Source organism: Sphingobacterium sp. G1-14 (genome assembly GCF_002196555.1).
Taxonomy (GTDB): Bacteria; Bacteroidota; Bacteroidia; order Sphingobacteriales; family Sphingobacteriaceae; genus Sphingobacterium; species Sphingobacterium siyangense.
This window is the reverse complement of the sequence record NZ_CP021381.1, coordinates 494,906-519,758: the sequence shown is the minus strand read 5'-3', so window position 1 is coordinate 519,758 and position 24,853 is coordinate 494,906. Positions and strand designations below refer to the sequence as shown.

Sequence of the window (24,853 nt, the reverse complement as noted above, 5' to 3'; positions counted from 1 at the left end):
ACTGCGCTTTTAATCAAGTTCGAATCTTACTTAAAACAAATCATTTTTTAAACGATCTGATCCCACTAAAATAAGCTTTTAGCTGTTGACAGCCTTATTTAGCAATCTCTTTGATCATTGGTTCGCCCGCCAATAAGCGTTGATATCGGACCAGGGCCTCCACATAATAGTAATCGGCATAGGTCAAAGGCACATCGATTTCCGAATTCAACGGTAGCGCTCCAACGCTATGTTGTAATATATAACCTCCATTTTGACCATAAGGTGCCATATAAGGTGCTTTCGACAGATTTTTAAGAATAGTTTCTGCTTTTTCAAAATAATTCAAAGCTTCGCTCCCTTTCGTATATTGTGAGAGTTCTAACAAAGCAGATGCATATAATGCCGCCGCAGACACATCCCGCAGATCCTTATTCGGATACATTTTATCTGACTGTGCAATTTTGTCTTTATCAAAATCCCAGTAAGGAACCAAATCAGCAGGCAAATTCGGATTACTTAAGATATACTTTGCGATTTGCTGGGCCTGCTTCAAAAATTCTTTCTTCTTTGTCTCGCGATACATCATGGTATAACCATACAGCGCCCATCCTTGTCCTCTTGACCATGCCGATTCATCAAATGCGCCCTGATGGGTCTTTTTACCAATGGCCTTACCTGTGTTTTTATCATAATCGATCACATGGTATGAACTATAATCTTTTCTAAAGTGATTTTTCAAAGTTGTTTCAGCATGAGATACCGCAATATCATAGAATTTTTTATCTCCAGTCATTTTAGACACCTGTGTCAAAAACTCCAGATTCATCATATTATCGATTATAACCGGATACTGCCATGATCCGTGATCCCAAGAACGGATCGTTTTGGTAATGGGACTATAGCGAGATGCTAAGGAATTCGCACCGGTGCTGAGTACTGGTCCATACTTTTGCGTATCGCCCGTGAGACGAAGTGCATTTCCGAAACTACAGAATAACATAAACCCTAAATCATGTGTGCCCTTGTTGTTCTTTTCTTTTTCTAGATAGGTCAATTTCTCGGTTGCTTTCTTTAATAACCCTTCATCTTTGGTGCCTTCATATAAATACAACAATGTCCCTGGATAAAACCCCGAACACCACCAGCTCGACGAAGAAAATACCTCTTTGCCATTTTCGAAAGTTTTTGGAAACTTTTCTGTCGGAGTTTCGTTCGCCAGGACTTTTATTTGCTTTGCTGCAGCATCTAGCTGCTGCTGAATAAACGCTTTGGATAGATTCGGTTTTGCCGTTTGCGCCTGAACGACAGTCGAAGTACCCAAAATGGCCAATAATAACACGGAAAGTTGTTTTAATTTCATTATTTTCTATTCTTTTATTTTTATTTGGTCAGCGCATTAGCGCTTTAATTCTATACCTAAATAATCCGCTCTTTTTCTTTATTTCAATTGATCGAGGAATATTAAGCAATTGGCTCAAGGAGCTTGAATATTCAGTTTCAACGTAATTTCTTTAACTTACTTTTATCAATGTACATTAATCAAAGCGATTGCTCCCTTATCAAGCTTCAGATCAATTGTTCCATCTCTCCTTATATCAAACGTACCTTTTCCCTGTATCTTTACCTCTGGTATTCCGATATCGGATTTTAAACGTAGACGACCTCCATATTGACTTTTGATCCGGATGTTGGCCGTTTTTCCATTTTTCCGCTCTGCTGATACGAGATTTCCACCATCTGTCAAAAAATTGGTAAAGGAAACATCCTTCCATTTATGAGGAATAGCAGGAAACACGCGTAATACACCATTCCAATACTGCATACACAATTCTTGAATACTGGCCATCGCTGCCAGTGGGGTTTCTATCACCGGACCGCTTTCAGCATATAGTGTATTGGCTTTAATATATTTCTGCAATAGCACATCCAGCGAAGCCAAAGCCGAGTCTCCTCTTCCCATCATGGCATACATAGAGGCAGCCCCCGTAAATGAATAGCCCTGCAACAATTGCTTTTTGCTCTGCCAATGTGCAATAGAGCGCTCAATAAGAGCTTGATTATTTACCTGATCCCAGTTTATATCGTAAAAAGGATAAATCATCATTAGGTGCGAATAGTGACGATGCGACTCGCCATACGGTAGATCTTTTGCGATCATAAAGCCATCGACATCTTGTGGATAATCAATCAAGTTGGCCAATACGTCTGTCCAGACAGCATGAAGTTTATCCTTGCCGCCTCTTTCTTGATCCAGCTCAATAAGCGTCTTGAGCCCCCATTTGAAAATAGAAAGATCATAATTTGTATCATAAGCATACCCTTTTGAATATTCTGGTGAATAGGTTTTCACACCGATATGGTATTTTCCTGCTTGATTCTTTTCCAATAAGTGCAAATGATAATTTATCGCTTCCTTCAGTAGCGGAAATAAGCGATCATATACTTCCTGCGACAGGGTCGCTCGATAATATTGATAATAACTATGCAACAGCCATACGAGATTACCTAGCTCCTTTTCACCATCGGAAGCCGCATCCAATGAAACATTTTTTGCCAGAAGAACAGGACTCCATAAGCTTGGCCCCGAGGAGCGACCTACAGCCAAACTGTTATAGCGATAAGGCTCGGGAACATTTTGTCTTAAATTATCTTTATTCCGATCAATCATCTGGATCAACGAGTTTGCAATACCGAGCTGGTTCGCTTTGAAAACAGGGGAATAAGCAAGTTGCATATTAAGATTAAGCCAGTACGCTGGCCACGGAGTTGGACTTGTCCAGGGCCCCTGTAAATCCATAGCGGGTTTATCTGACCTTGTTGCACTGGCAAGCTTATACAGTTGCATATCATAAAACTGCTGGTAAACCGTATCTGGCAGCTCCAGTGTAGATGCTGCAAAATAGTCTGTCCACCACTTGCGATGGGACGCCAGTCCCTTCGTTAACTTTTGTTCTTTAAAATTCTGAACATAATTGATCGCCTTTTTGACATAAGCGGTTCCCTGCTGGTTATAATCTACGGTAATTAAATAGGTGTCCACTTCTTTGCCGGATCTGCCACAATAAGCCGTCACATACCCTCCCCCGGCTAGAAGTGGCTGATCAAAATATTTTATTTCGCCTTGGGTGCCAAAACTTCCTTTTGGATTTGTCGGATAGTTTTTCGGTTTTTGCGTATAGCTGAATCCCATCCTTGGGCTGATGGCTTCGTCGGGTTTCCATGTAAGATGGTAATTCCCGTTAAAATCTTTTTTAAATACCTCTAGCAAAATAATGTTGTCATTTGATAAGGTGGTCGTCCGAATTCTCACCATCCCTTGGTCTGTGCCGACTTTCGCCTCAGCATAGGCATCTTTTAAATGAATTTCTCCTTGTGCCTGCACAATCGGGCGTTCAAATTCTATTTCAAAATGACCTAACGACATACGCGCCTGATCAAACAATTTATCGGCCGAATTCGCTCGATGATCATAAATATCAGTTCTTCCAATATCCACACGCATCGAATTCTTACCGGCTAAGTAAGTCATCGTTCCCAGGAGACCATTTCCAGTAAACACTCCTTCATAAATCGTATGGCCCAACACTGGAATTCTAAATTGAGCTGATCCTCCAAATGGCTGGCATAGGATGCAAACGAGTAAAAACAGTATTCTTAGATTCATCATTAGGATTTAATGCTATCAGAGCGACCATAAAGATGCTGGATTATTCTCCTGAAATCAAGCCTCTTTTACGAAAACGATTGAGGAAAATCGAGATCAAGTCCTTTTCTGTCTACCACATCGAATAGCTACCTCTCTGAAATGTAACAATTTAGTAGATAAAACAACACAGCATAGGCAATAATGAGGTAGCTATATATGAAAGAAATGAATTCAACAGTATTCTTTTGTTATTTTTTAACAAAACACAAATAAACAATACGTAAAATTTTAGTTATCAGTTTACATTTATCAGTTTTTTATCTATTTTTAAGATTAAATATCCAATGCCGTTATTTTTAACAGCCTAATAGTGGATCAATTATAAAACAACTAATCCAACCAAAATGAAAGAACAGAATTCATCAAGGCGTGATTTCATAAAAAAATCCGTGGTCGGTGCTGCGGCATTTTCTATTGTACCACGCTTTGTACTCGGAGGACAGGGCTATCTTGCTCCGAGCGACCATCTAACCAAAGGTGTAATTGGTGTCGGCAATATGGGCCGTGGACACTTTGGCTACGCCGGAACTAAAACAGTAGCCATTTGTGATGTGGACAAAACCCATCTAGCGGCAGCACAAGCAGACTTAGGCGGTGGTGTGAAGGAATACCATGACTTTAGGGAGTTGATTAAATCTCCGGAAGTAGATATTGTGCATATTGCTACTCCGCCACATTGGCATGGACTAATGTCCATTGAAGCGGCAAAAGCAGGAAAAGATATCTGGTGTGAAAAACCAATGACACGTACTATCGGTGAGGGTAAAAAAGTGAAAGAAGCCATTGCACAACATGGCAATATCTTCCGTTTAAATACCTGGTTTCGTTTCAAGGATGATTTTTATGGAATGAATGTTCCAGTAAGCAAAATCAAAAAATTAGTTGATACTGGCATGTTAGGTTGGCCTTTGAAAGTTACAATAAGCAAACATACCGGATTTGACTGGAAGTTCTATTGGGTAGGAAAGGAAAATTTACCAGAGGAGAAAGTACCGGCTGAACTTGACTACGATTTTTGGTTAGGTCCGGCGCCATATAAGCCTTACAATAAACACCGCGTGCATACCACTTTTAGAGGATATTGGGATTATGATGGTGGCGGTCTAGGAGATATGGGGCAACATTATATGGATCCTGTTCAATACTTCTTAGGTAAAGACAACGAAAGCCCGATTACCGTCGACGTTGATGCTCCGCAGCAACATCCGGATGCCGTGGGCACATGGAGACGAATTACATTTACCTATGCCGATGGTTGTCAGATCATTTTAGACGGTGAAGCGAAAGATGAAAAGGCAGCCTATATTGAAGGTCCAAAAGGTAAATTATATCGAGGATTCCAATCAGATATACCGGATTTGGAAAGAAAACTTGCACAGTACCCTGAACCTGCACCACAGATTACTGACTTCTTGGAATCCGTTCGCACAAGAGAAAAGTTTGCACTGAATGAGATCAATGGACACCGTTCTTGTACCTTGGTCAATATGGGATTAGCAGCATTGCGACTGAACAGATCACTAAAATATGACTCTCAAAATGAGCTATTTATTAATGACGACGCCGCAAATAGATTAATTCACCAACCAATGAGAGGCCCTTGGTCTATTTAAAAAGATATCCCAATGAAAAGAATATTCAATTCGCTGACCGTATTGCTTCTTATATCTAGTGCAACCTACGCTCAGCAACCACAAAATAGAACGACTGCAACTAAAATAGCAGACGTATTGGCACAACAGCCGGCTGAAGAAAAAGAAAAGTTTTTACTTGCCATGCATGAGCTGGAAGGTTTTTCTTCTGATGACGTCGTTACGTTCCTCAAAGGACTTAAAGCACCAGGTAGCAACAATGCTCCGATAGAATTTGCGGCAAACAGCTATTCGTTCTATGTTAATCAGCCTGGTAAAGAACAACAAAAAAGAGTTTTCGTTGAAGGATTGGCAAAATCCATAGCGCAATTGAGTGAACCAACAAATCAGGTCTTTGCCCTACGCCTGTTACGTCAATGCGCCGATAATACAGCTATACCAGCTGTCGCTACTTGTTTGACAAACGATTATCTCGCCGATGCAGCAGCGAGAACCCTAGTTTCTATTCGTACCCCTGAATCGACAGCAGCCTTAGAAAAAGCTTTAGCAGCATCCACAACAGAGAAAACTGCCATTGCCCTGGTTACAGCACTCGGAGATCTAAAAGATAAAAATGCTGAAAGTGCCATTTTAGGATTAACGCAAAAATATAATTCGGATGGCTTCCAACGAACAGCATTGATCGCGCTGAGCAAAATCGGGGGCACAGCTTCTGAATCGCTATTCCAGGAAAAACTAAATGCCGCCGGCTATAGCTATGACAAATTGGATGCAGTAGGACTTGGTATCGACTATGCTCAAGCATTGATCGACAATAAACACGACCAAGATGCGGTTAAGTTCCTAAACAAGTTTTTCCAGGAATCACAAAAAGCAAAATCGATCAACGGCCAAATTGCATCGCTTAAATTATTGACAACCATCGACCCAGCGAAACAACAAAAGAACTTGTTAGCAGCTGTTAAGAGCGATAATGGTGCTTACCGTAACATTGCATTACAATTACTCGGAAAATACGGAAAAGGCGCCGACGCAAAAAGCTTGCTTGCTTTAGCAAGCAAGGGTACTCCTGAAGTGCAAGAAAGTGTATTGAACTACTTAGCCCACAATGGTTCGGCAAGCAGCTTAAAACTAATCCAGGCATTAGTAAATAAAACACAGTCTCCCGTAACTAAATTAGCTGGATTAAGTGCACTAAATACACTATCTCAGGGTAAAGAAACCAATACCTTAATCCAGGCGCTCAACGCTGATCAACAATTTAACAATTCGGTAAAAGCATTGATCCTTTCATCGAAAGATGCAAATGTCGTTACTGATGTCAACAATGCACTTGCCACTGTAGACGACGACAAAAAGATTCAATTGCTGGATATTTTAAGTAAACGTTCCAACAATGCATCATCCAAAGCTGTATTAGCCATAAAGAGTGCAAACCCTGCTGTCGAAGAAGCGATCAACAAAGCACTCCCAAATGTAGCCCAGGAATCGGACTTAGAAGAACTATTCGGTAGGTTAAACAATACAACAGACAATAAATCTGCCGTGCTATTGCAACGTGCCATTGTCAATGTGGTTCAGTCAAGCACAAATTCAAAGGGATTAACAGAACAACTAGCAGCTAATATATCGAAGTCTGCAGCGCCTAATACCGCTAAGTATTTCCCTATTTTTGCTGGGCTTGGTGACGCCCAGTCATTGAAAGCTGTAACTGCATACCTTAACAACAATAATACAGGTCTACGGTCCGCAGCAATTGAGTCTTTGGCTAGCTGGTCTACCTCCAACGCACTGCCAGAATTGGTATCTCTTTCCCGAACAGAAAAAGACGATAATCTTTTCAATACGGTATACAGAGGATTAATTAAATCAATTTCTTCTTCTTCGAATACGCCTGAACAGAAAACTTTGTTATTAAGAGATGCATTCAACGTTGCCAAAACCACAGATCAGAAAAAAGCAGCATTATCTGCGTTACAACCTACAGGAACATACCAGTCTTTAGTTTTTGCCGCTGATTTAATGAGCGACGCGCAACTTGGCGGAACTGCGGCCAATGTAGCGATGAACATTGCAATGGACAACAAGTTCTATGGCAAAAAGGTTAGAGAGGTTCTTGAACAGGTGATCGGTAAATTGTCGGGTAGTGAAAGTGGATACCTTAAGGAAGCTGTTATTCGCTATCTCGCTGAAATGCCGATCAAAGAAGGTTATGTTTCGATGTTCAATGGTAAAGACCTAAGTGGCTGGAAAGGTTTGGTAGCAGATCCGATCAAACGCAGTAAAATGAACGAGAAAACTTTAGCAGCAGAACAAGCTAAAGCCGACGATATCATGCGCAAAGGTTGGACAGCATCCAATGGTGAAATTGCCTTCAGTGGTAAAGGCGATAATCTGGCGACCGTAAAGAAATATGGCGATTTTGAAATGCTGGTAGACTGGAAATTGGAAAACTATGGCGGTATAGAAGGTGATGCCGGTATCTACTTGAGAGGTACTCCCCAAGTACAAATTTGGGATATTGCGAATACAAGAGTCGGCGCCCAAGTTGGCTCTGGCGGATTATATAACAACCAGAAAAATGAAAGCAAACCGTTGAAGGTTGCCGACAATGCTACTGGCGAATGGAATACATTTAAAATCAAAATGGTAGACGATAAAGTCACAGTTTGGTTAAATGGACAGTTAGTAACCGATAATATTCCTCTTGAAAACTATTGGGATAGAAACCAATCAATTTTCCCTACCGAACAAATTGAGTTACAAGCGCATGGTTCAGTTGTTTATTATAGAGATCTTTTTATCAAGGAATTCCCAAGAAAACAAATCTTTAAATTGAGCGATCAAGAGAAAAAAGAAGGTTTTGAAGTACTTTTTGATGGAACAAACCTCGACAAGTGGACAGAAAACCAAGCTTATGTTGTCAACGACGAAGGTTATATCTGGGTGTATCCAAATGCAAAATTTGGTGGAAACCTTTACACAAAAGAAGAATATGCAGACTTCATTTATCGCTTCGACTTCAAATTAACGCCTGGTGCCAACAATGGTGTGGGAATACGCGCTCCTCTGGAGGGAGATGCCGCATATGAGGCCATGGAAATCCAGGTACTTGATGATGGTGCAGATGTTTATAAAGACTTAAAGCAATACCAATATCACGGTTCAATTTATGGAGTTGTTCCTGCCAAAAAAGGTCATTTAAAACCCGTAGGTGAATGGAACTCCGAGGAAATCGTGGTGAAAGGAAATCGCATCAAAGTTACACTGAATGGCGCGGTTATCGTGGATGCGGATATCGCCGAGGCAAGCAAAAATGGAACCCTGGATGGCAAACAACATCCTGGGCTTAAACGAACCTTTGGTCATATCGGGTTTCTAGGACACGGTACCGAAGTATTCTTTAAAGATATTCGAGTAAAAAAACTCAAATAGTCTAAACTTATACGTAGAGAGGGGATAAGGAATCTTATCCCCTTTTTGCTAATTAGCCCACTTGCTTGTCAAGTGAGAAAAATAACCAAATGATTCCAAAACTTTTGCTAAATTAAAGCCCTGAGGATTCTATTTCAAAATTTGACGTTTTATGACTAAAGCCGTAAACTTACTGATTAACAAAAAATTGGAGAGTAAACCTGAAAAGAAAAATCTGTTCAACAAAATCTCCATTATAAAATTAATAGCCGAATTAGGATCTGTATCGGTAAATGACATTGTAAAAAAACTCTATTTAAGCCTGCCTACGGTAAATAGCCTTATTGCAGAATTGCTGGAAGATGATTTTATCCGTCAATTTGACAAAGGAGAATCTATTGGTGGACGTAAACCCAATTTATATAAGCTATGTGATGGATTGTTTCAGGTGCTATCGATTGAACTCCAACGTTTCTCCATCACACTGAGCATAATGGACAACAACCAGAACATTATTGCTGAAACTGTTGAGCTGGATAATGAATTATCTCGAAATGGAGAAAATCTAGCCGCTATCACACAAATCGTTGATCAATATCTTATCGATAAATCAGTTGATACTGAGAACCTAACAGGGATTATTATTGGCATGCCAGGACTAATCAATGCTGAAGAAGGTACTAACGAGACTTTTTTACATGACGACAATCAATCCATAACAAACTATTTTGAGCGCATATATAAAAAACCGGTCTTCATTCTGAATGACGTCAAAGGCGCAGCTTATGCTGAATTGAAATTTGGATTGGCAAAAAACACAAAAAACAGTTTAATTATCCTAATGGATTGGGGGATAGGTTTAGGAATCGTGTCCAATGGCGAAGTCTACCTAGGCCGTGATGGCTACTCCGGCGAAGTAGGACATATGCCCTTTATCGACAACGGTGAACTTTGCTATTGTGGGAAAAGAGGCTGTTTGGAAACCGTAGCTTCCGGAATTGCTTTGGTCAACAATGCTAAACAGGAAATCCAAAAAGGAGAGCTGACTAAATTAAATGAATTACAACCCGATGAATTACAACATTTAACACCGACACATATTATTGAAGCGGCAAACAAGGGTGATCAATTTGCAATAAATCAGATTTCAAAACTAGGAACAAACCTAGGAAAAGCATTTGCATCTTTAATACAGCTACTCAATCCCGAATTGATCGTGTTGGGTGGAAAAATTGCAAAAGCAAATGAATTGATCACGATTCCGATACAACAAGCCATAAATTCCTATACCATGGCCATTTTGAAGGAACATTGTGACATCAAAGTGTCAAGTCTAAATCTCGACAGCAATACCGTGGGTCTGACAAATTATTTTATCACGAAGTACCTATCGGTTGAATTGCTTCATAAATCCAAAATCTAAAACTGCCCTGTACTCAACAAGACAAGAGTACAGGCTCTTTCTGTCTTAATACCGTGCTCCATAGCGAACTGTTCCAATTCTGCATTCTCCGCACCAGGATTAAATATTATTCGTTTTGGCTTCGTCGCTAATATATAATCGTAATATTCTTTCTGATTAGGCTCACTAAGATACATTGTCACAGTATCAATATCTGTATGGATATCACCTTTCTTTTCAATAGGAACTCCGGCGGCTTCCCCTCCACTCAAGCCAATATTAACGATAGCATGCCCATGTTTATGCAACATATTTGCAGCTTTATTCGAATAACGTGAAGGATTGGTACTAGCACCTAAAATCAATGTTTTTTTCATCCCTTTTTATATCTTTTGTGTTTACCTGTTGCATGCATACTCAGGGCATGTAGATTATCTTCTTTGCCTTCTCGTTACAATAGGATAAAGAAGATAATCTAAATTCTCAAAGTAGCATCGCTCAAAAATTACTCATCGATGATAAAATCACCATGGTTGCTATACGCATTTTTACGCAATACTGGCATTCCCATGATTTTATAAAGCTCGTCCAATTTGACCAAGCTTCCATTTGTCATATTAGAAAGTAAAACAATAACTATGTTTCTCTTTAAATCTCTTACATAAATATGTCTAAAACCGTGCCACCAACCTGTATGGTATACGATATGATCATTACTATGCTCAAACGTACGCCAACCATAACCATAGCTAAAAATTCCCTTTTTGGCATCCGGATATCCTCGGTATGCCGAATCCAATGTTGACTGCTTTAACAATCGTCCATCTCTCAAAGCAAGATCAAAACGATAAAGGTCACGCACCGTACTATAAATTCCTTTGTCACCAAGCGGTCCATCCTGAAAATTTTGCACGACCGATCTTCGCCATACCTTGTCATGCCCAATAACGTTAGTCGGAATTTTATCATACACTGCCTTAGAAAGTGCAGCTGTATTTGTCATTCCGGCAACATTAAATACGCTATCTTTCATATACGTAGCGTAATCTTGCTTTGATATCTTTTCAATAATGGCCCCTAAGACCATAAAGTTGGAGTTATTGTAAAAGAAACGCCCTCCTGGCGCACCATAGCGATTGGGTTTAAATTCAGTCAGCATTTTCATCACATCCTGATTCGTCATTCCTTTCTTACGATCAGGCCAATGTTCCTCGGAAAAATAAACATAATTAGGTAATCCCGAACGGTGTGTCAATAACATTTTTATGGTAATACCAGGATAAGGAAAATCCGGATAGAAGTCATTGATCGTTTGATCGAGACGTAACTTTCCTGCCTCTACTAACTTTAAAATTCCGACAGCTGTAAGCGGTTTAGAAACGGAAGCGAGTTCAAATTTGTCATCAATTTTTAGACTATCCCGTTTTAAGTAATTTGCCCAGCCGAATGTATTCTGATATAAGATTTTACCATCTTTCGCAACAAGAACATTCCCATTGAATGCAGCTTTTGAATGAAGATTTTTCATAAAAGCATCGATCTTCTGATCTGCATTATTTGGATTATAGACGAGCCTTGTGCTATCCACTTTTGCCTGCGCTATCGCTGCTTCCTTCTGTTTTTTCTCTTTTGAACTACAAGCCACTGTAGATACAAACAAAAGAGCGACCATTCCCTTTAAAAAAAATAATTTCACTATACTAAGTCTCCCGGATTTTTGTGTTTTCTGTATTGTATATCAATAAATACCCCCTATTTCCTGTGTCCTAAATAATATCAAATTATTGAAGCTCGTAATAGAAGGACCAGCATACTGATAATAATGCTAAAATGAAGATTTTAGTATAAAAAAACGAATTTTTCCCTACAATAATTGTTATTCATCGTATATGTTACCTTTTTTACGCACAGCGTCTCTTTCACTATAGAGTTGAACAACCTGTACTTCCTTCAACCAAACGGATAACGATAGAAATTATCGGTAAAAAAAGCTTTCCTGTGGAATGAGCTTAATCAATTAAGGCCATAAAAAAAGCCACTTTATTACTAAAGTGGCTTTTAATTCCTCTATTAAAGGATTATGCTAATAATCTTACTGGATTTTCAACCAAAGATTTCAATGTTTGCAAAAATGCAGCTCCAGTTGCGCCATCAACCACGCGGTGATCACAACCCAAAGTCACTTTCATTACATTACCAGGAACTACAGCTCCGTTTTTAACTACAGGAACTGCTTGAATAGCACCAACAGAAAGAATAGCTCCATCTGGTGAGTTGATAATGGATGTAAATTCGTCTATTCCAAACATACCTAAGTTGGAAACTGTAAATGTAGATCCTTCCCAATCCGCAGGCTGTAATTTTTTAGCTTTCGCCTTTTGGGCGAAGTCTTTCACCTCTGCAGAGATATGTGACAATGATTTACCATCTGCAAAACGCACAACAGGAACTAATAAACCATCTTCAACAGCCATTGCAACACCAATGTTGGTATGCTCATTGAAACGGATTTTATCGCCTTGCCATGAAGAGTTTACAGCAGGATGTTTTTTCAAAGCAACAGCAACAGCTTTTACAACGATATCATTGAAAGAAACTTTTACTGGAGCAACCTCATTGATCTGCGCACGAGCAGCCATTGCATTGTCCATGTCAATTGATACAGTCAAATAGAAGTGTGGAGCTGTAAACAATGACTCTGCTAGACGACGCGCAATAGTTTTACGCATTTGGTTAACTGGTTTTTCAGTATAGCGCTCTTCACCAACAAATGTAGGCAAAGTGATTGCTTTTGCTTCTGTTGCAGGAGCAGCTACAGCTTTTGTCTCCGCAGGTTGTGCAGCAACAGGAACAAACGATTCAACATCTTTCTTCACAATACGGCCACCATCTGCAGAACCTTTGATATCACTTAAATTGATACCTTTTTCTTGTGCAATTTTACGTGCTAAAGGAGAAGCTTTCACACGAGAATCATCACTTGAAGACGATGCTACCGGTGCAGCAGTTACAGCAGCAGCTGAATCAGCTTTAGGAGCTTCAGCAGTTTCCGCCTTTGCAGGTGCAGATTTTTGATTTAACAAAGGTGTGATATCAGTTCCAGCAGGACCAACAATCGCGATGATGTCGTTTACCTTTGCAGCTTGTCCAGCTTCGAGACCAACATATAACAAGGTGCCATCAGCATAAGCTGTAACCTCCATAGTCGCTTTATCAGTTTCTACATCAGCAATAGCATCGTCAGATTTTATCGTATCACCAACTTTGAAGTTCCATTGCGCAATGACCCCCTCTTTCATGGTATCACTTAACAAAGGCATTGTAATAACAGTACATCCCAATTCTTCAGGAGTTACAGTACTAGCCGAAGATTCTGGACCAGAAACTTCTTCTGCTTTTTTTTCTTCGGTTTTTTCTGGTGCTTTTTCAGCAGCAGGTGCATCACCACTCAACAATGCTTGAAAATCTTCACCCGGTTCTCCTAAAACAGCAATAACAGCATCAATAGCTACTGCTTCGCCTTCTTTGGGACCAATATATAAAAGAGTTCCTTCTTGGTAAGACTCAAAGTCCATCGTAGCTTTATCTGTTTCAATCTCAGCTACTAAATCACCAGAATTTACTTTATCACCAACTTTTTTGTGCCATTTCGCGATGACCCCTTCGGTCATTGTATCGCTCATTTTCGGCATTCTTACTACTTCAGCCATTCTTTATTATATTATCAAGTTAAAGAGTATTAATCTAAAATAAATGGATAGTCTTGTTGTACATATACATCTTTGTACAATTCATCTGCAGTTGGATAAGGAGATTCCTCTGCAAATTTCACCGACTCCTCAACGACCTTTTTCACATCAGCCTCAACTTCTGCAAACCAAGCGTCATCTGCATAGTTGTTTTCTAAAATAGCATGTTTAGTCGACAACAATGGGTCACGGTCTTTATACGCTTCTAGTTCTTCTTTCGTACGATATTTAGCTGGATCAGACATTGAGTGTCCTTTGTAACGGTATGTACGAATTTCTAGGAATGTTGGACCTTCACCTGCACGAGCACGTTGAACAGCTTCGTCCATCGCATTGTGTACAGCAACAACATCCATTCCATCAACCGGAGCAGAAGGCATATCGAAACCTAAGCCCATTTTGTAAATATCCTGCATGTTCGTTGTACGTTGTACAGAAGTACCCATTGCATAACCGTTGTTTTCACACACGAAGATAACAGGGAGTTTCCACAACATCGCCATGTTCAATGTCTCATTGAATGCACCTTGACGCACAGCTCCATCACCCATATAACAGATATTTACATTATCTGTACCAAGATATTTTTCAGCAAATGCGATACCAGCACCTAAAGGAATCTGACCACCAACAATACCATGGCCACCCATGAATTTGTGTTCTTTGGAGAAGAAGTGCATAGAACCTCCCTTACCTTTTGAACAACCCGTGATCTTTCCATATAATTCAGCCATACAAGCATTTGCAGAAACGCCTTTAGCCAAAGCGTGGGCGTGATCACGATAAGCAGTGATTAAAGAATCTTCCGGTTTGATTACTGACATCGTTCCAGCGACTACAGCCTCTTGTCCTATGTACAAGTGACAGAAACCACGAATCTTTTGCTGTCCGTAAAGTTGACCTGCTTTTTCTTCAAACTTACGCATAAGTAACATAGACTTATACCACTCCAAATATGTCTCTTTTGTTATAGGTGTTGAACTCATTTCAAAGTTTTGATTTTCTTACTATTCTAGACTACAAATCTAATAATTTTGGACGAATTTCCTTGCCCAAAAATCAATTTTATTTATACTTTAAGACACTTCTAAGACATTTGATTTAAAGTATATAGCATTTGATTACAAATAAATGAACGGCACAATCAAATAAATCAAAAACTTATGAAAATAAAAAAGCCAAAGGACTTAATAATCATTTGGCTTAATCTATTTTATGCAAACTGTTTGCTATCGAAGTTTTTGTATCAGCTCACTTTCAGTTACCTTTACCTGTTCCCCGCTTTCCATGTCCTTTAATGACAATTGCCCTGAAGTAGCCTCTTCGTCACCCACTAATAATACGTAGGGGATTCCTTTCCCATCCGCATAACCCATTTGTTTCTTCAATTTTACAGGAGAAGCATAGAGTTCCGAAGCGATATTTTCCTTCCGAAGCTTATTGAGTAAATTCAGGGTGTAACTTTCCAGTTGTTTATCAAAATTTATAATCAGGAGTTTGGTAGAATCGGCCTTACCGATAGGAAATAAGTCCAGCTCTTCCAACACATCATAGATACGATCCGCACCAAAGGAAACACCGACTCCGGTCAGCCCCTTCAGACCAAACATACCCGTGAGATCATCGTAGCGACCACCGCCACCGATACTTCCCATGGCAACCTCATTCGTCTTGACCTCAAAAATACAACCTGTATAATAATTGAGGCCTCGAGCCAATGTAATATCCAGATCTATGATTTGATTAAGCAATTTTTCTTCAGCACCTAATTTGCCGACATAGTCAAACACTTCCTCAATCTCAGCGATACCATTTAAACCGACAGCAGAAGTTGCTAAAATCGTTTTTAAGGAAGACAGTTTCTCATCATTCGAGCCTTCCAATAAAATTATAGGTTTCAAAATAGCAAGATCTGCCTCGGTGAAACCCCTTTCCAACAATTCTTTGTTGACACCTTCCAACCCGATTTTATCCAATTTATCGATCGCGACAGTCATATCCACAATCAGTTCCGGTTTTCCGATGATTTCAGCAATACCTGAAAGAATTTTCCGGTTGTTGATTTTAATATTAAAATCTTTCAGTCCAAAACGTTCGAAGGCTTCTTGATAAATCAAAATAAACTCAGCTTCATTCAATAGACTTTCTGACCCGACCACGTCGACATCACATTGATAAAACTCACGGTATCTTCCGCGTTGCGGACGATCTGCACGCCACACAGGTTGCACCTGAAAACGCTTAAATGGTAAGGTAATATCATTTTGGCGCATCACAACATAGCGTGCAAACGGCACCGTAAGATCATATCGTAATGCTTTCTCTGATATATGAGGAATGAGCTTATTGGAATTTTTATCATGAAGTAGGTTATCTGGCGCTTTCGCCAAGTAATCACCCGAATTAAGAATCTTAAAGATCAATTTATCACCCTCGTCACCGTATTTACCGGTAAGGGTTGTCAAATTTTCAAATGAAGGGGTCTGTATTTCATTATAGCCATATTTTCTGAATACCGTTTTCAGTGTATCGAAAATATAGTTACGTTTGATCATTTCGGAAGGTGAAAAATCACGCGTTCCTTTTGCCAAAGAAGGTTTTACTGCTGCCATATTTGGCAAAGTTAATAAAATCCTTTATTCTACTTCTAGAATTTTAAGGAATTCACAGGCTTTTTCGGCTGCAGATTTCTCTGCAGATTTCTTATTAAAATCACGGCCAAGTCCACAAACAATGCCATCAACGACCGCTTCAATACTAAACATTTTAGAAGACTCTCCTTCCGGATTGTCTGTTTGCCGAAATACGATCTCTTTGCCCGTATGTTGACACCACTCAATCAACCGACTCTTAAAGTTTGTTTCCGTCTGTTCCAATAGATGAATATCGACGTGCGGTTTAATAATTCGATTCAACAAAAAGCTCTTTGTAAAAACATAGCCCCTGTCCAGATAGACTGCCCCTACCAATGCCTCAAAAGCATCACCCAATAAGGATCCCTGTTTATTCGGAAAACTGATCATTCGCGCATCAAACTGGATAAGCTCATTAAAACCCAACTTTCTAGAAAGTTGATTTAGGTTTGCTCTACTGACAATTTTTGAACGCATTTCAGTCAGGAACCCTTCATCTTTATAAGGATACTTCTTAAATAACAGCTCAGCCACAACCGAACCCAAAACAGCATCACCCAAGAATTCTAAACGTTCGTTGCTATTCTTTGCGCCCTCTTTAATTGTAACGGCAACAGACTTGTGTCTAAAAGCCATCTTGTACAGATGTACATTTCCGGGGACAAATCCAAGCAGGTTTTTTAGTTTTCTAACGTATTCCCGATCTGGCGAAAAATATAATTTATATATCCTTGCAAAAGGCATCTCTTCTAAAAATAAGGCGACAAGTCCTAGTTAAAGAACCTGTCGCTAGCTCATATTATCAAACCATGTTTGAAGGATCAAACATTAAGCTTTATATTTTTTCACAATAACAGTAGCATTGTGGCCACCGAAACCGAATGTGTTGCTCAACGCCGCATTAACTATACGTTTTTGCGCTTTGTTGAATGTAAAATTCAAGTTATTATCAATTTCCGGATCGTCTGTAAAGTGATTGATTGTCGGAGGGACAATATCATTTTGAACAGCCAATATAGAAGCGATAGTTTCTATAGCTCCTGCAGCACCCAAAAGGTGCCCTGTCATTGATTTAGTTGAACTGATATTCAATTTATAGGCGTGTTCACCAAACAGGTCAACAATAGCCTTCGTTTCACTAATATCACCTACCGGTGTAGAAGTCCCATGAACATTGATATAATCAATATCTGAAAAATCCATCTCTGCATCATTTACAGCCATTGTCATAGCCAGTTTTGCGCCCAATCCTTCAGGATGCGATGCTGTGATATGATGTGCATCAGCACTCATTCCACCCCCTGCAATCTCTGCATAGATTTTTGCTCCACGTGCTAAGGCATGCTCCAAACTTTCTAAGATCAAGGCACCTGAACCCTCTCCCGAAACAAAACCATCTCTATCTTTATCAAAAGGACGTGAGGCTGTTTTAGGGTCGTCATTTCTGGTTGACAAAGCATGCATAGCATTGAACCCACCAATTCCGGCCTCATTGACTGTAGCTTCTGATCCACCCGTAACAATCACATCAGCTTTGCCCATACGGATATAGTTAAAAGCATCTATCATTGCATTGGTAGCCGAGGCACAAGCCGATACGGCAGAAAAGTTAGGCCCACGAAGACCATGACGCATTGAAATATGTCCTGGAGCAATATCAACGAGCATCTTAGGAATGAAGAAAGGATTGAAACGAGGTGTTCCATCTCCCTTTGCAAAGTTTGCAACTTCTTCAGTGAAAGTTGTTAACCCCCCTATTCCTGAGCCCCAAATTACTCCGATACGATTTGTATCTAATTTTTCAAAATCTAAGCCAGCATCTTTAATTGCCTCATCTGTTGACGCAATTGCATACTGGACAAAAGGATCGACTTTACGAGCTTCCTTACGATCCATAAATTCATGCGGATCAAACCCCTTTACCTCACATGCAAACTGAGTCTTGAATTTTGACGCATCAAAATGCGTAATAGGAGCAGCTCCGCTTACACCATTTATTAACGCCTCCCAGTAAGCTGAGACGGTATTTCCAATTGGTGTAAGGGCGCCTAATCCTGTTACTACTACTCTTTTAAGCTCCATTTATTACGATTAGCCTAATTAAATTAGTTAGTTAACGTTTTTTTCTAAATAAGCGATTGCTTGACCAACAGTACCAATAGTCTCTGCTTGATCATCAGGAATAGCAACGTTGAATTCTTTTTCAAACTCCATGATCAACTCAACAGTGTCAAGTGAATCAGCACCTAAATCATTAGTGAATGAAGCTTCTGGTGTTACTTCGTTTTCGTCAACACCTAATTTTTCAACGATAATTGCTTTTACTCTTGAAGCGATATCTGACATGATTTTATAGTTTAATTGTTTAATAAATCTGTGCAAAGAAAAATAAATTTCATCAAAATTCAAACCTAAATTGATATTTAGATGAAAGTCACCACGTTAGGCGACCGAACTTATTCGCGTCTTATACTAGCTAACCCACTCTATATTAACTTAGTTCAAGTATAACAAAAAATATTTTGTATTCCAAACGCTCAGCTAATTAACTCAAATTTTACACAAAAAGTATATTCCAACCTTAAATTTATTAGTACCTTCGTTAGCAGAGGAGCATATATTTAAGCATTAAAGTGGTCAATAAGTTAGTAGCAAGATTAGATATGGATATGGACGAAGAGTTGGATTTTACCCTACTCGCCATTACCTGTTCTCTGAAAGATTACCGACTCTGCCATTTTATCAACAAGGAGACTAATCTGAATTTTTCCAGAGGAAAAGAAAGTAAATACGACCATGATGGTCGACAAAAAAACAAACCCGAAGAAGAACTTGAATATCATATTATCTTTGACACAAAGAAAAAAATAAGCTACCACTTCACTGCTTTTCATTACCTTATCCCCGATGCTGATACGGAATATTTTCTTATCAACAATAAGAGCATCGAAGGAACTTATTTAATTCCCGAAAACCCCCACTTTGATTTTTTTATCATTATCAAAAACTACATCTGTGAGGATGACGTGGAACATATTATCAAAAGGATCAGCAAATTACCCGAAGTCGTCATTGCAAAAGAAATATCGCCAAAAATATTGAAATCTAAAGAAAATCTCATATTTTAGCAAACTGTAGGTTAGTGTAGCAAATACACCCCAGTTTAGATCTAAATTAATTCGATTTAGTTTTGACAAAACACAACAATATAGTGAGCTATTTGTTGTGATTAATGAAGAACATTTAAAATACAAAATAACAGATGGAAAAAGTTCAAAAAAGGACTAAAATTGTCGCAACATTAGGCCCTGCCTCGGCAGACAAACAAGTTTTGACCAACATGATTGCCAAAGGGGTTGATGTGTGCCGGTTGAATTTCTCTCATGGCAGCCAGGAAGATCACCTTAAGGTAATCGAAACTATAAATGCAATAAATAATGAAACAGGATTCAATGTTGCCATCTTAGCCGATTTACAAGGTCCAAAAATTAGGATCGGAAAAATGAAAGAAGGTGGCGCTGTTCTCGTGAATGGTTCAAAAGTTGAAATCACAACACACGAACTTATCGGAGACGAAAACAGAATCTACATTACATACGAAAACTTTCCAAACGATGTTGAAGCCAACGAAATCATTTTACTTGATGACGGAAAACTTCAACTTCGTGTTTTAGAGACCAATCATAAAGACACTGTTACCTGTGAAGTTGTACACGGAGGTGTCCTTACTTCACGTAAAGGCGTTAACTTACCAAACACCAAAGTATCGATCCCTTCGTTGACCGAAGAAGATTTAGACAACTTGAATTTTGCCTTGGATCATGGTGCAGACTGGATCGCTATGTCTTTCGTCCGTTCGGCAGAAGATATTTTTCAATGTAAAAAAATCATTGAAGCAAAAGGAAGCCATGCACGTGTAATCGCAAAAGTTGAAAAACCAGAAGCGATTGAAAATATTGATGCAATTATCGAAGCTACAGATGCTGTTATGGTTGCTCGTGGAGATTTGGGTGTTGAGCTTCCAATGGAAGAGGTACCAGGACTTCAAAAGATCATCGTACAGAAATGTAGAGATCTTTCAAAACCAGTGATCATTGCGACACAGATGTTGGAAAGTATGATCACTACACCACGTCCTACACGTGCTGAAGTAAATGACGTAGCCAACTCCGTATTGGATGGAGCGGATGCTGTGATGTTAAGTGGCGAGACTTCAGTCGGTGAATTCCCTGAAATCGTTATCGAAACAATGAGCAAAATCATTATCCACGTGGAACAAACTTCTTATCCTTATTATAATGAGAAAGTTAGTGAAATCCACGACGGAACACTTATTCCGGATGCGATTTGCGCTTCTTCGGTTTACCTTGCTCAAAAAACAAATGCATCTGCAATTGCGGTATTGACATCATCTGGTGCAACAGCGTTTGAAATTACAAGTTATAGACCAAATGTAGATATCTTAGTTTTCACAGGAACACAAAAATTGCTGAAACAACTCAGCCTACTTTGGGGAGTAAAAACATTTATCTACGACAAGTTCGAAAGCACGGATGGATCTATCCATGATGTTAACAAATTTATTATAAAAAATAACTACGTTAAACCTGGATCTATCATTATCAATACAGCTTCAACACCGTTAATCGAAAAAGGCAAAACAAATACAATCCGTGTTTCCCAGCTATAATGGACAATAAGGATTAAAGCAAAAAAAATAGCGTTCTAGATAGAACGCTATTTTTTTTGCTTGTTTGGATACAAGGAGTCGATTTTTAATTTAAAGTCCTTCACCTTTAGCGAATCATTCAAGCGCCTAAACGGGAGATTGTTTTCTTTCTCATCACCTTTGGGCATTTTTTCCGTTCCTGGCATCGGAGCTAGACCGTCCACACGATTTGGCTTCTTAATGGGCATATGATACTTTTCATCTGAAGAATCCAATTTTAGGACGGGCATCTTTGCTTCCTTTTCTTCCATCAAAGGAATCTGCGGCTTTACCTTCACCTGCCCCAAAACAATGGTCCCTATGGAAGATAATACCAATAATAATACATAACTTTTCATTTTTATATAGTTGTTAAAGAGTATCTGCACTCATTTTCACCAATGAACACGTTATACTCGGCTTATTCACTTCTACAGCAGCAGACTCAACCGTGTAGATTTAATTTATCAATAGCCAATTCAGCATATAATTTATTTCTATTCACTAATTTACAAACAACAGCACCTATATTTAAACAGATTGCTGTTAAACATTGTTAAAACAGCGTCAAAACACATTAGCATCTTTATATTTGTAACAATTTAAGAAAATATGAGCTACCGGACCTTAAATGGCCACTCACATGGTATAAGGGATGGGTACGCAAAAGGTAAATAAACTGAGTGCTATAAACTTTGTGATATATTCAAAATACATTTATTTAACACCCAACCCTAATGAAGAAAAATAGCATTGTATTAATCATTGGACTGATGTCTCTAGCTCTAATTGGGGTATTGGCGATGCAATTCTATTTTCTGAGAGATTCATATCGTCAAAAATCCCAATTATTTGATGAGTCCGTCAATGCTGCGATTACAGCTGTTGCCGGAAAACTTGAACGACGGGAGGTGGTCGACTTTGCTAAAGTTCAACAGGAACGTAACATTGAAAAATCCAAGCAGGAACAGGCCAAACAACGTCTGTTGGCCGAGCAACTTGAAATCCAATATAGAATTGAAGAATTAAAAAACAAACAACATGTTGTTTTCTCAAACTTCAAAGAGCAAGAAGACCAATTACGTGCTTTGTATCCAAATGTAATTGAAATCAAAAATTCCTTTTACGAAACATACATCAAAAGACCGGAGTACCAGAAATTTATCAAATTTTCTGTTTCAAATGAGCTTACCGACGATAATCTGGTGCAAGCTTTTATCATGTTAAATGCATCGAAGGTAGATGATCAGATTAGTGGAAAAGACGATAGCACACGGTTTGTTATCCCCCTAATGGACCCATTGGTCAATCAACAGACAAAATTCAGAGTAGCCACCTTACCACCAAGAGAGAATGCAAAACTTGCAAAAACCATCTCTGATTTGGAAAAAAGGCTCGATGTGCTAAACAGAAAGAATTCTTGGTCCGGTTTCAACGTTTACGACTCCGTTGCTATGCTCGGTGGTAAAAAGGCAGATTACATCGAAGATGTTGCTATTGGAATGGAGCTAGCAAAGCGTCCGTTAAAGGATCGGTTGAATGTTATCATCGTCCAAGAACTTATCAAAGATGAGTTGGCTCAACGCGATATTAAAGCTCCTTTTAATATTGAAATATGGAGTACAAACAATATATTACTAAATAATATTTTAAACGAAGCCGCTCTAAATAACCCGACAAATACAACAAAATACTCGACCGCACTTTTTAAAGGTGATATCGGTGCTGCGCCAGGGAAATTAACAATCTATTTCCCCAATAAAAAGGCGATAATCGCAGATAATATGGGCTATCTGTTACTACCTATGCTGGCACTACTTTTCTTGTTGGTGGGTTGTTTTGCTTATACACTGATTATCATCTTCAGACAAAAGAAAGTTTCGGAAATGAAAACAGATTTCATCAACAACATGACGCATGAGTTTAAAACACCTGTTGCAACAATTATGATTGCCAGCGAGTCACTTAAAGATCCAGACATCAATGCCGACCATAAGCGCGTTCAAAAATTGGCTAATATCATCTACGACGAAAATGTTAGACTCGGAAATCATATTGAACGTGTGCTCGATTTGGCAAGACTAGAAAAAGAAACGCTAAAACTCGACCAGGTAGAAGTAAGCATCAATGATCTTGTTTCTGCAGTAACGGACAGCATGCAGCTACGCATGCAGAATATTGGTGGGAAATTCAGTATAGATCTCGCAGCGACCAAGGATATTGTCGTCGGTGATGAGTTACATTTTTCGAATGTATTTTACAATTTATTGGATAATGCCATCAAGTACAGCAAAGGAGATTTACATGTCAACATCAATTCAAAAAATGTTGGTGATACCATTGTTATCACCATTGCCGACAACGGTATTGGGATGAGTCGGGATCACCTGCAAAAGATTTTCGACCAGTTCTACCGTATTCCAACTGGAAATGTTCATAATGTCAAAGGATTTGGTCTTGGCTTAAGTTATGTACAGGACATCCTGAGAAGGCTGAACGGAAAAATTACAGTTAAAAGTGAAAAAGATAAGGGCACGACCTTTGAAGTAATTTTGCCTATTAAAAAATAAAACGTTCCTTTTTTGTATATTTCCTCTTTAAAAAATTTCAAAGGTTGAGGAAAGCTGATTTATCAGCATCAAGGGACATTGGTGAAAATTAATATAATCATTATGCAAAAGATATTATTAGCAGAAGATGATCCTAATTTGGGGGATCTTTTAAAAGACTATCTCGAATTAAAGGGAAAATTTGACGTCACATTATGCACAGATGGAGATGAAGCGATTTCTCAATTCAAAAAAAATAACTACGACCTCTGTATTTTCGATGTCATGATGCCAAAAAAGGACGGATTTACAGTTGGACGTGAAATCAGAAAAACAAACAATACTGTTCCTATTATCTTTGCCACAGCAAAGGGGATGATGGAAGATAAAACCGAAGCCTTTGAATTAGGGGGAGATGATTATATTACAAAGCCTTTTCGAGTGGAGGAATTATTGCTCCGCATCAATGCTTTGCTGAAACGCAGTGTTCGAGACAAAGAAGAGGAAGTGGTTGCTGATAAATTTGAAATTGGTGATTATTTCTTTGATTATACAAGTCAGCAAATTTCTTACAAAGGACAGATGCAAAAACTATCCACCAAAGAAGCGGAACTACTACGCTTGCTTTGTTTAAAGAAAAATGATGTGCTGACCCGGGAAGAAGCTTTATTAAAAATATGGCATGATGACAACTACTTTACAGGTAGAAGTATGGATGTATTTCTCAGTAAACTTCGTAAATATCTAAAAGAAGATAGTAAAGTTGAAATTGTCAATGTGCACGGAAAAGGTTACAAACTTTTGGTGAGCTAAAAGAATGGGGAATGAGAAACAGTCATTCCCCATTTTTTATGCTACACGGCGTATTGAAACATGGCATACACTAAATCATGGATGAAAAGAAAAGAACAAAACAATTTTATCCATAGTAGAATATAAAAAATTGACGCACTTTTATAAAAAATTTGCATTTCAAAAAGAAATGTTCTAACTTAGCGTCGCTTATAGAGAAAGGCAGAGGGAATAGACCCGATGAAGCCTTAGCAACCTGTCCCTTGACAAGGTGCTAAATTCTACCCTACTTGATATGGGAATGATAAGCCGAAGTCACCAAATTC

18 protein-coding genes and 1 riboswitch are annotated in these 24,853 nt (G+C 38.9%); of the genes, 7 read left to right on the top strand and 11 right to left on the bottom strand.

Going from position 1 to position 24,853, the window contains the following annotated elements; translation table 11 throughout:
• Positions 1-94: 94 nt before the first annotated feature.
• Positions 95-1,342 (bottom strand): glycoside hydrolase family 88 protein, encoded by a 1,248-nt coding sequence (locus CBM24_RS02225; RefSeq protein WP_088160082.1) that lies wholly within the window; start codon positions 1,340-1,342, stop codon positions 95-97.
• 165 nt (positions 1,343-1,507) lie between these two features.
• Positions 1,508-3,649: a glycosyl hydrolase family 95 catalytic domain-containing protein gene (locus CBM24_RS02220; RefSeq protein ID WP_157698356.1), complete on the bottom strand. Its 2,142-nt coding sequence runs from the start codon at positions 3,647-3,649 to the stop codon at positions 1,508-1,510.
• Positions 3,650-4,032: 383 nt separating this feature from the next.
• Between CBM24_RS02220 and CBM24_RS02215 the strand changes: the two genes are divergently transcribed.
• The 3 genes from CBM24_RS02215 to CBM24_RS02205 all read left to right on the top strand — a co-directional run bounded on the left by CBM24_RS02215 (position 4,033) and on the right by CBM24_RS02205 (position 10,117).
• Positions 4,033-5,301, top strand: a complete 1,269-nt coding sequence (locus tag CBM24_RS02215; RefSeq protein WP_088160080.1) for a Gfo/Idh/MocA family oxidoreductase — start codon at positions 4,033-4,035, stop codon at positions 5,299-5,301.
• Positions 5,302-5,313: 12 nt separating this feature from the next.
• Entirely contained in the window at positions 5,314-8,715 is a 3,402-nt protein-coding gene (locus CBM24_RS02210) for a DUF1080 domain-containing protein (protein ID WP_088160079.1), read from the top strand.
• Between the two features lie 151 nt (positions 8,716-8,866).
• Entirely contained in the window at positions 8,867-10,117 is a 1,251-nt protein-coding gene (locus CBM24_RS02205; protein WP_088160078.1) for an ROK family transcriptional regulator, read from the top strand.
• Here the strand turns inward: CBM24_RS02205 and CBM24_RS02200 are convergent.
• The 8 genes from CBM24_RS02200 to CBM24_RS02165 all read right to left on the bottom strand — a co-directional run bounded on the left by CBM24_RS02200 (position 10,114) and on the right by CBM24_RS02165 (position 18,824).
• Positions 10,114-10,473, bottom strand: coding sequence for a CoA-binding protein (locus tag CBM24_RS02200; protein WP_088160077.1), 360 nt, complete (start codon positions 10,471-10,473; stop codon positions 10,114-10,116). The two genes, CBM24_RS02205 and CBM24_RS02200, sit on opposite strands and share 4 nt — an antisense overlap.
• A 128-nt stretch (positions 10,474-10,601) precedes the next feature.
• A complete protein-coding gene (locus CBM24_RS02195) occupies positions 10,602-11,792 on the bottom strand; it encodes a serine hydrolase domain-containing protein (RefSeq protein WP_088160076.1) in 1,191 nt (396 codons plus the stop codon).
• Between the two features lie 382 nt (positions 11,793-12,174).
• On the bottom strand, positions 12,175-13,806 hold the full coding sequence (locus CBM24_RS02190) for a pyruvate dehydrogenase complex dihydrolipoamide acetyltransferase (RefSeq protein ID WP_088160075.1): 1,632 nt from the start codon (positions 13,804-13,806) through the stop codon (positions 12,175-12,177).
• 29 nt (positions 13,807-13,835) lie between these two features.
• Entirely contained in the window at positions 13,836-14,831 is a 996-nt protein-coding gene (gene pdhA, locus CBM24_RS02185; RefSeq protein WP_046674850.1) for a pyruvate dehydrogenase (acetyl-transferring) E1 component subunit alpha, read from the bottom strand.
• 243 nt (positions 14,832-15,074) lie between these two features.
• The gene (hisS, locus tag CBM24_RS02180) at positions 15,075-16,457 is read right to left on the bottom strand and encodes a histidine--tRNA ligase (RefSeq protein WP_088160074.1); all 1,383 of its coding nucleotides are present in this window, start codon (positions 16,455-16,457) and stop codon (positions 15,075-15,077) included.
• A gap of 24 nt (positions 16,458-16,481) precedes the next feature.
• Positions 16,482-17,222: a ribonuclease III gene (gene rnc / locus CBM24_RS02175; RefSeq protein WP_088160073.1), complete on the bottom strand. Its 741-nt coding sequence runs from the start codon at positions 17,220-17,222 to the stop codon at positions 16,482-16,484.
• Positions 17,223-17,306: 84 nt separating this feature from the next.
• Entirely contained in the window at positions 17,307-18,560 is a 1,254-nt protein-coding gene (gene fabF, locus CBM24_RS02170) for a beta-ketoacyl-ACP synthase II (protein WP_046674847.1), read from the bottom strand.
• 27 nt (positions 18,561-18,587) lie between these two features.
• On the bottom strand, positions 18,588-18,824 hold the full coding sequence (locus CBM24_RS02165; RefSeq protein ID WP_028070665.1) for an acyl carrier protein: 237 nt from the start codon (positions 18,822-18,824) through the stop codon (positions 18,588-18,590).
• Positions 18,825-19,111: 287 nt separating this feature from the next.
• Here CBM24_RS02165 and CBM24_RS02160 point away from each other — a divergent pair, with 287 nt between their 5' ends.
• Entirely contained in the window at positions 19,112-19,606 is a 495-nt protein-coding gene (locus tag CBM24_RS02160) for an IPExxxVDY family protein (RefSeq protein WP_232475665.1), read from the top strand.
• A 134-nt stretch (positions 19,607-19,740) separates the two neighbouring features.
• Positions 19,741-21,168 (top strand): pyruvate kinase, encoded by a 1,428-nt coding sequence (gene pyk, locus CBM24_RS02155; RefSeq protein WP_088160071.1) that lies wholly within the window; start codon positions 19,741-19,743, stop codon positions 21,166-21,168.
• A 47-nt stretch (positions 21,169-21,215) separates the two neighbouring features.
• On the opposite strand, the gene CBM24_RS02150 is transcribed toward pyk, so the two are convergent.
• A complete protein-coding gene (locus CBM24_RS02150) occupies positions 21,216-21,545 on the bottom strand; it encodes a hypothetical protein (protein ID WP_088160070.1) in 330 nt (109 codons plus the stop codon).
• A 378-nt stretch (positions 21,546-21,923) separates the two neighbouring features.
• On the opposite strand from CBM24_RS02150, the gene CBM24_RS02145 reads away from it, so the two are divergent.
• Entirely contained in the window at positions 21,924-23,756 is a 1,833-nt protein-coding gene (locus tag CBM24_RS02145) for a sensor histidine kinase (RefSeq protein WP_088160069.1), read from the top strand.
• Positions 23,757-23,858: 102 nt separating this feature from the next.
• Positions 23,859-24,548, top strand: a complete 690-nt coding sequence (locus CBM24_RS02140) for a response regulator transcription factor (protein ID WP_172840643.1) — start codon at positions 23,859-23,861, stop codon at positions 24,546-24,548.
• 186 nt (positions 24,549-24,734) lie between these two features.
• A riboswitch (SAM riboswitch) is annotated at positions 24,735-24,838 on the top strand.
• Positions 24,839-24,853: the final 15 nt, after the last annotated feature.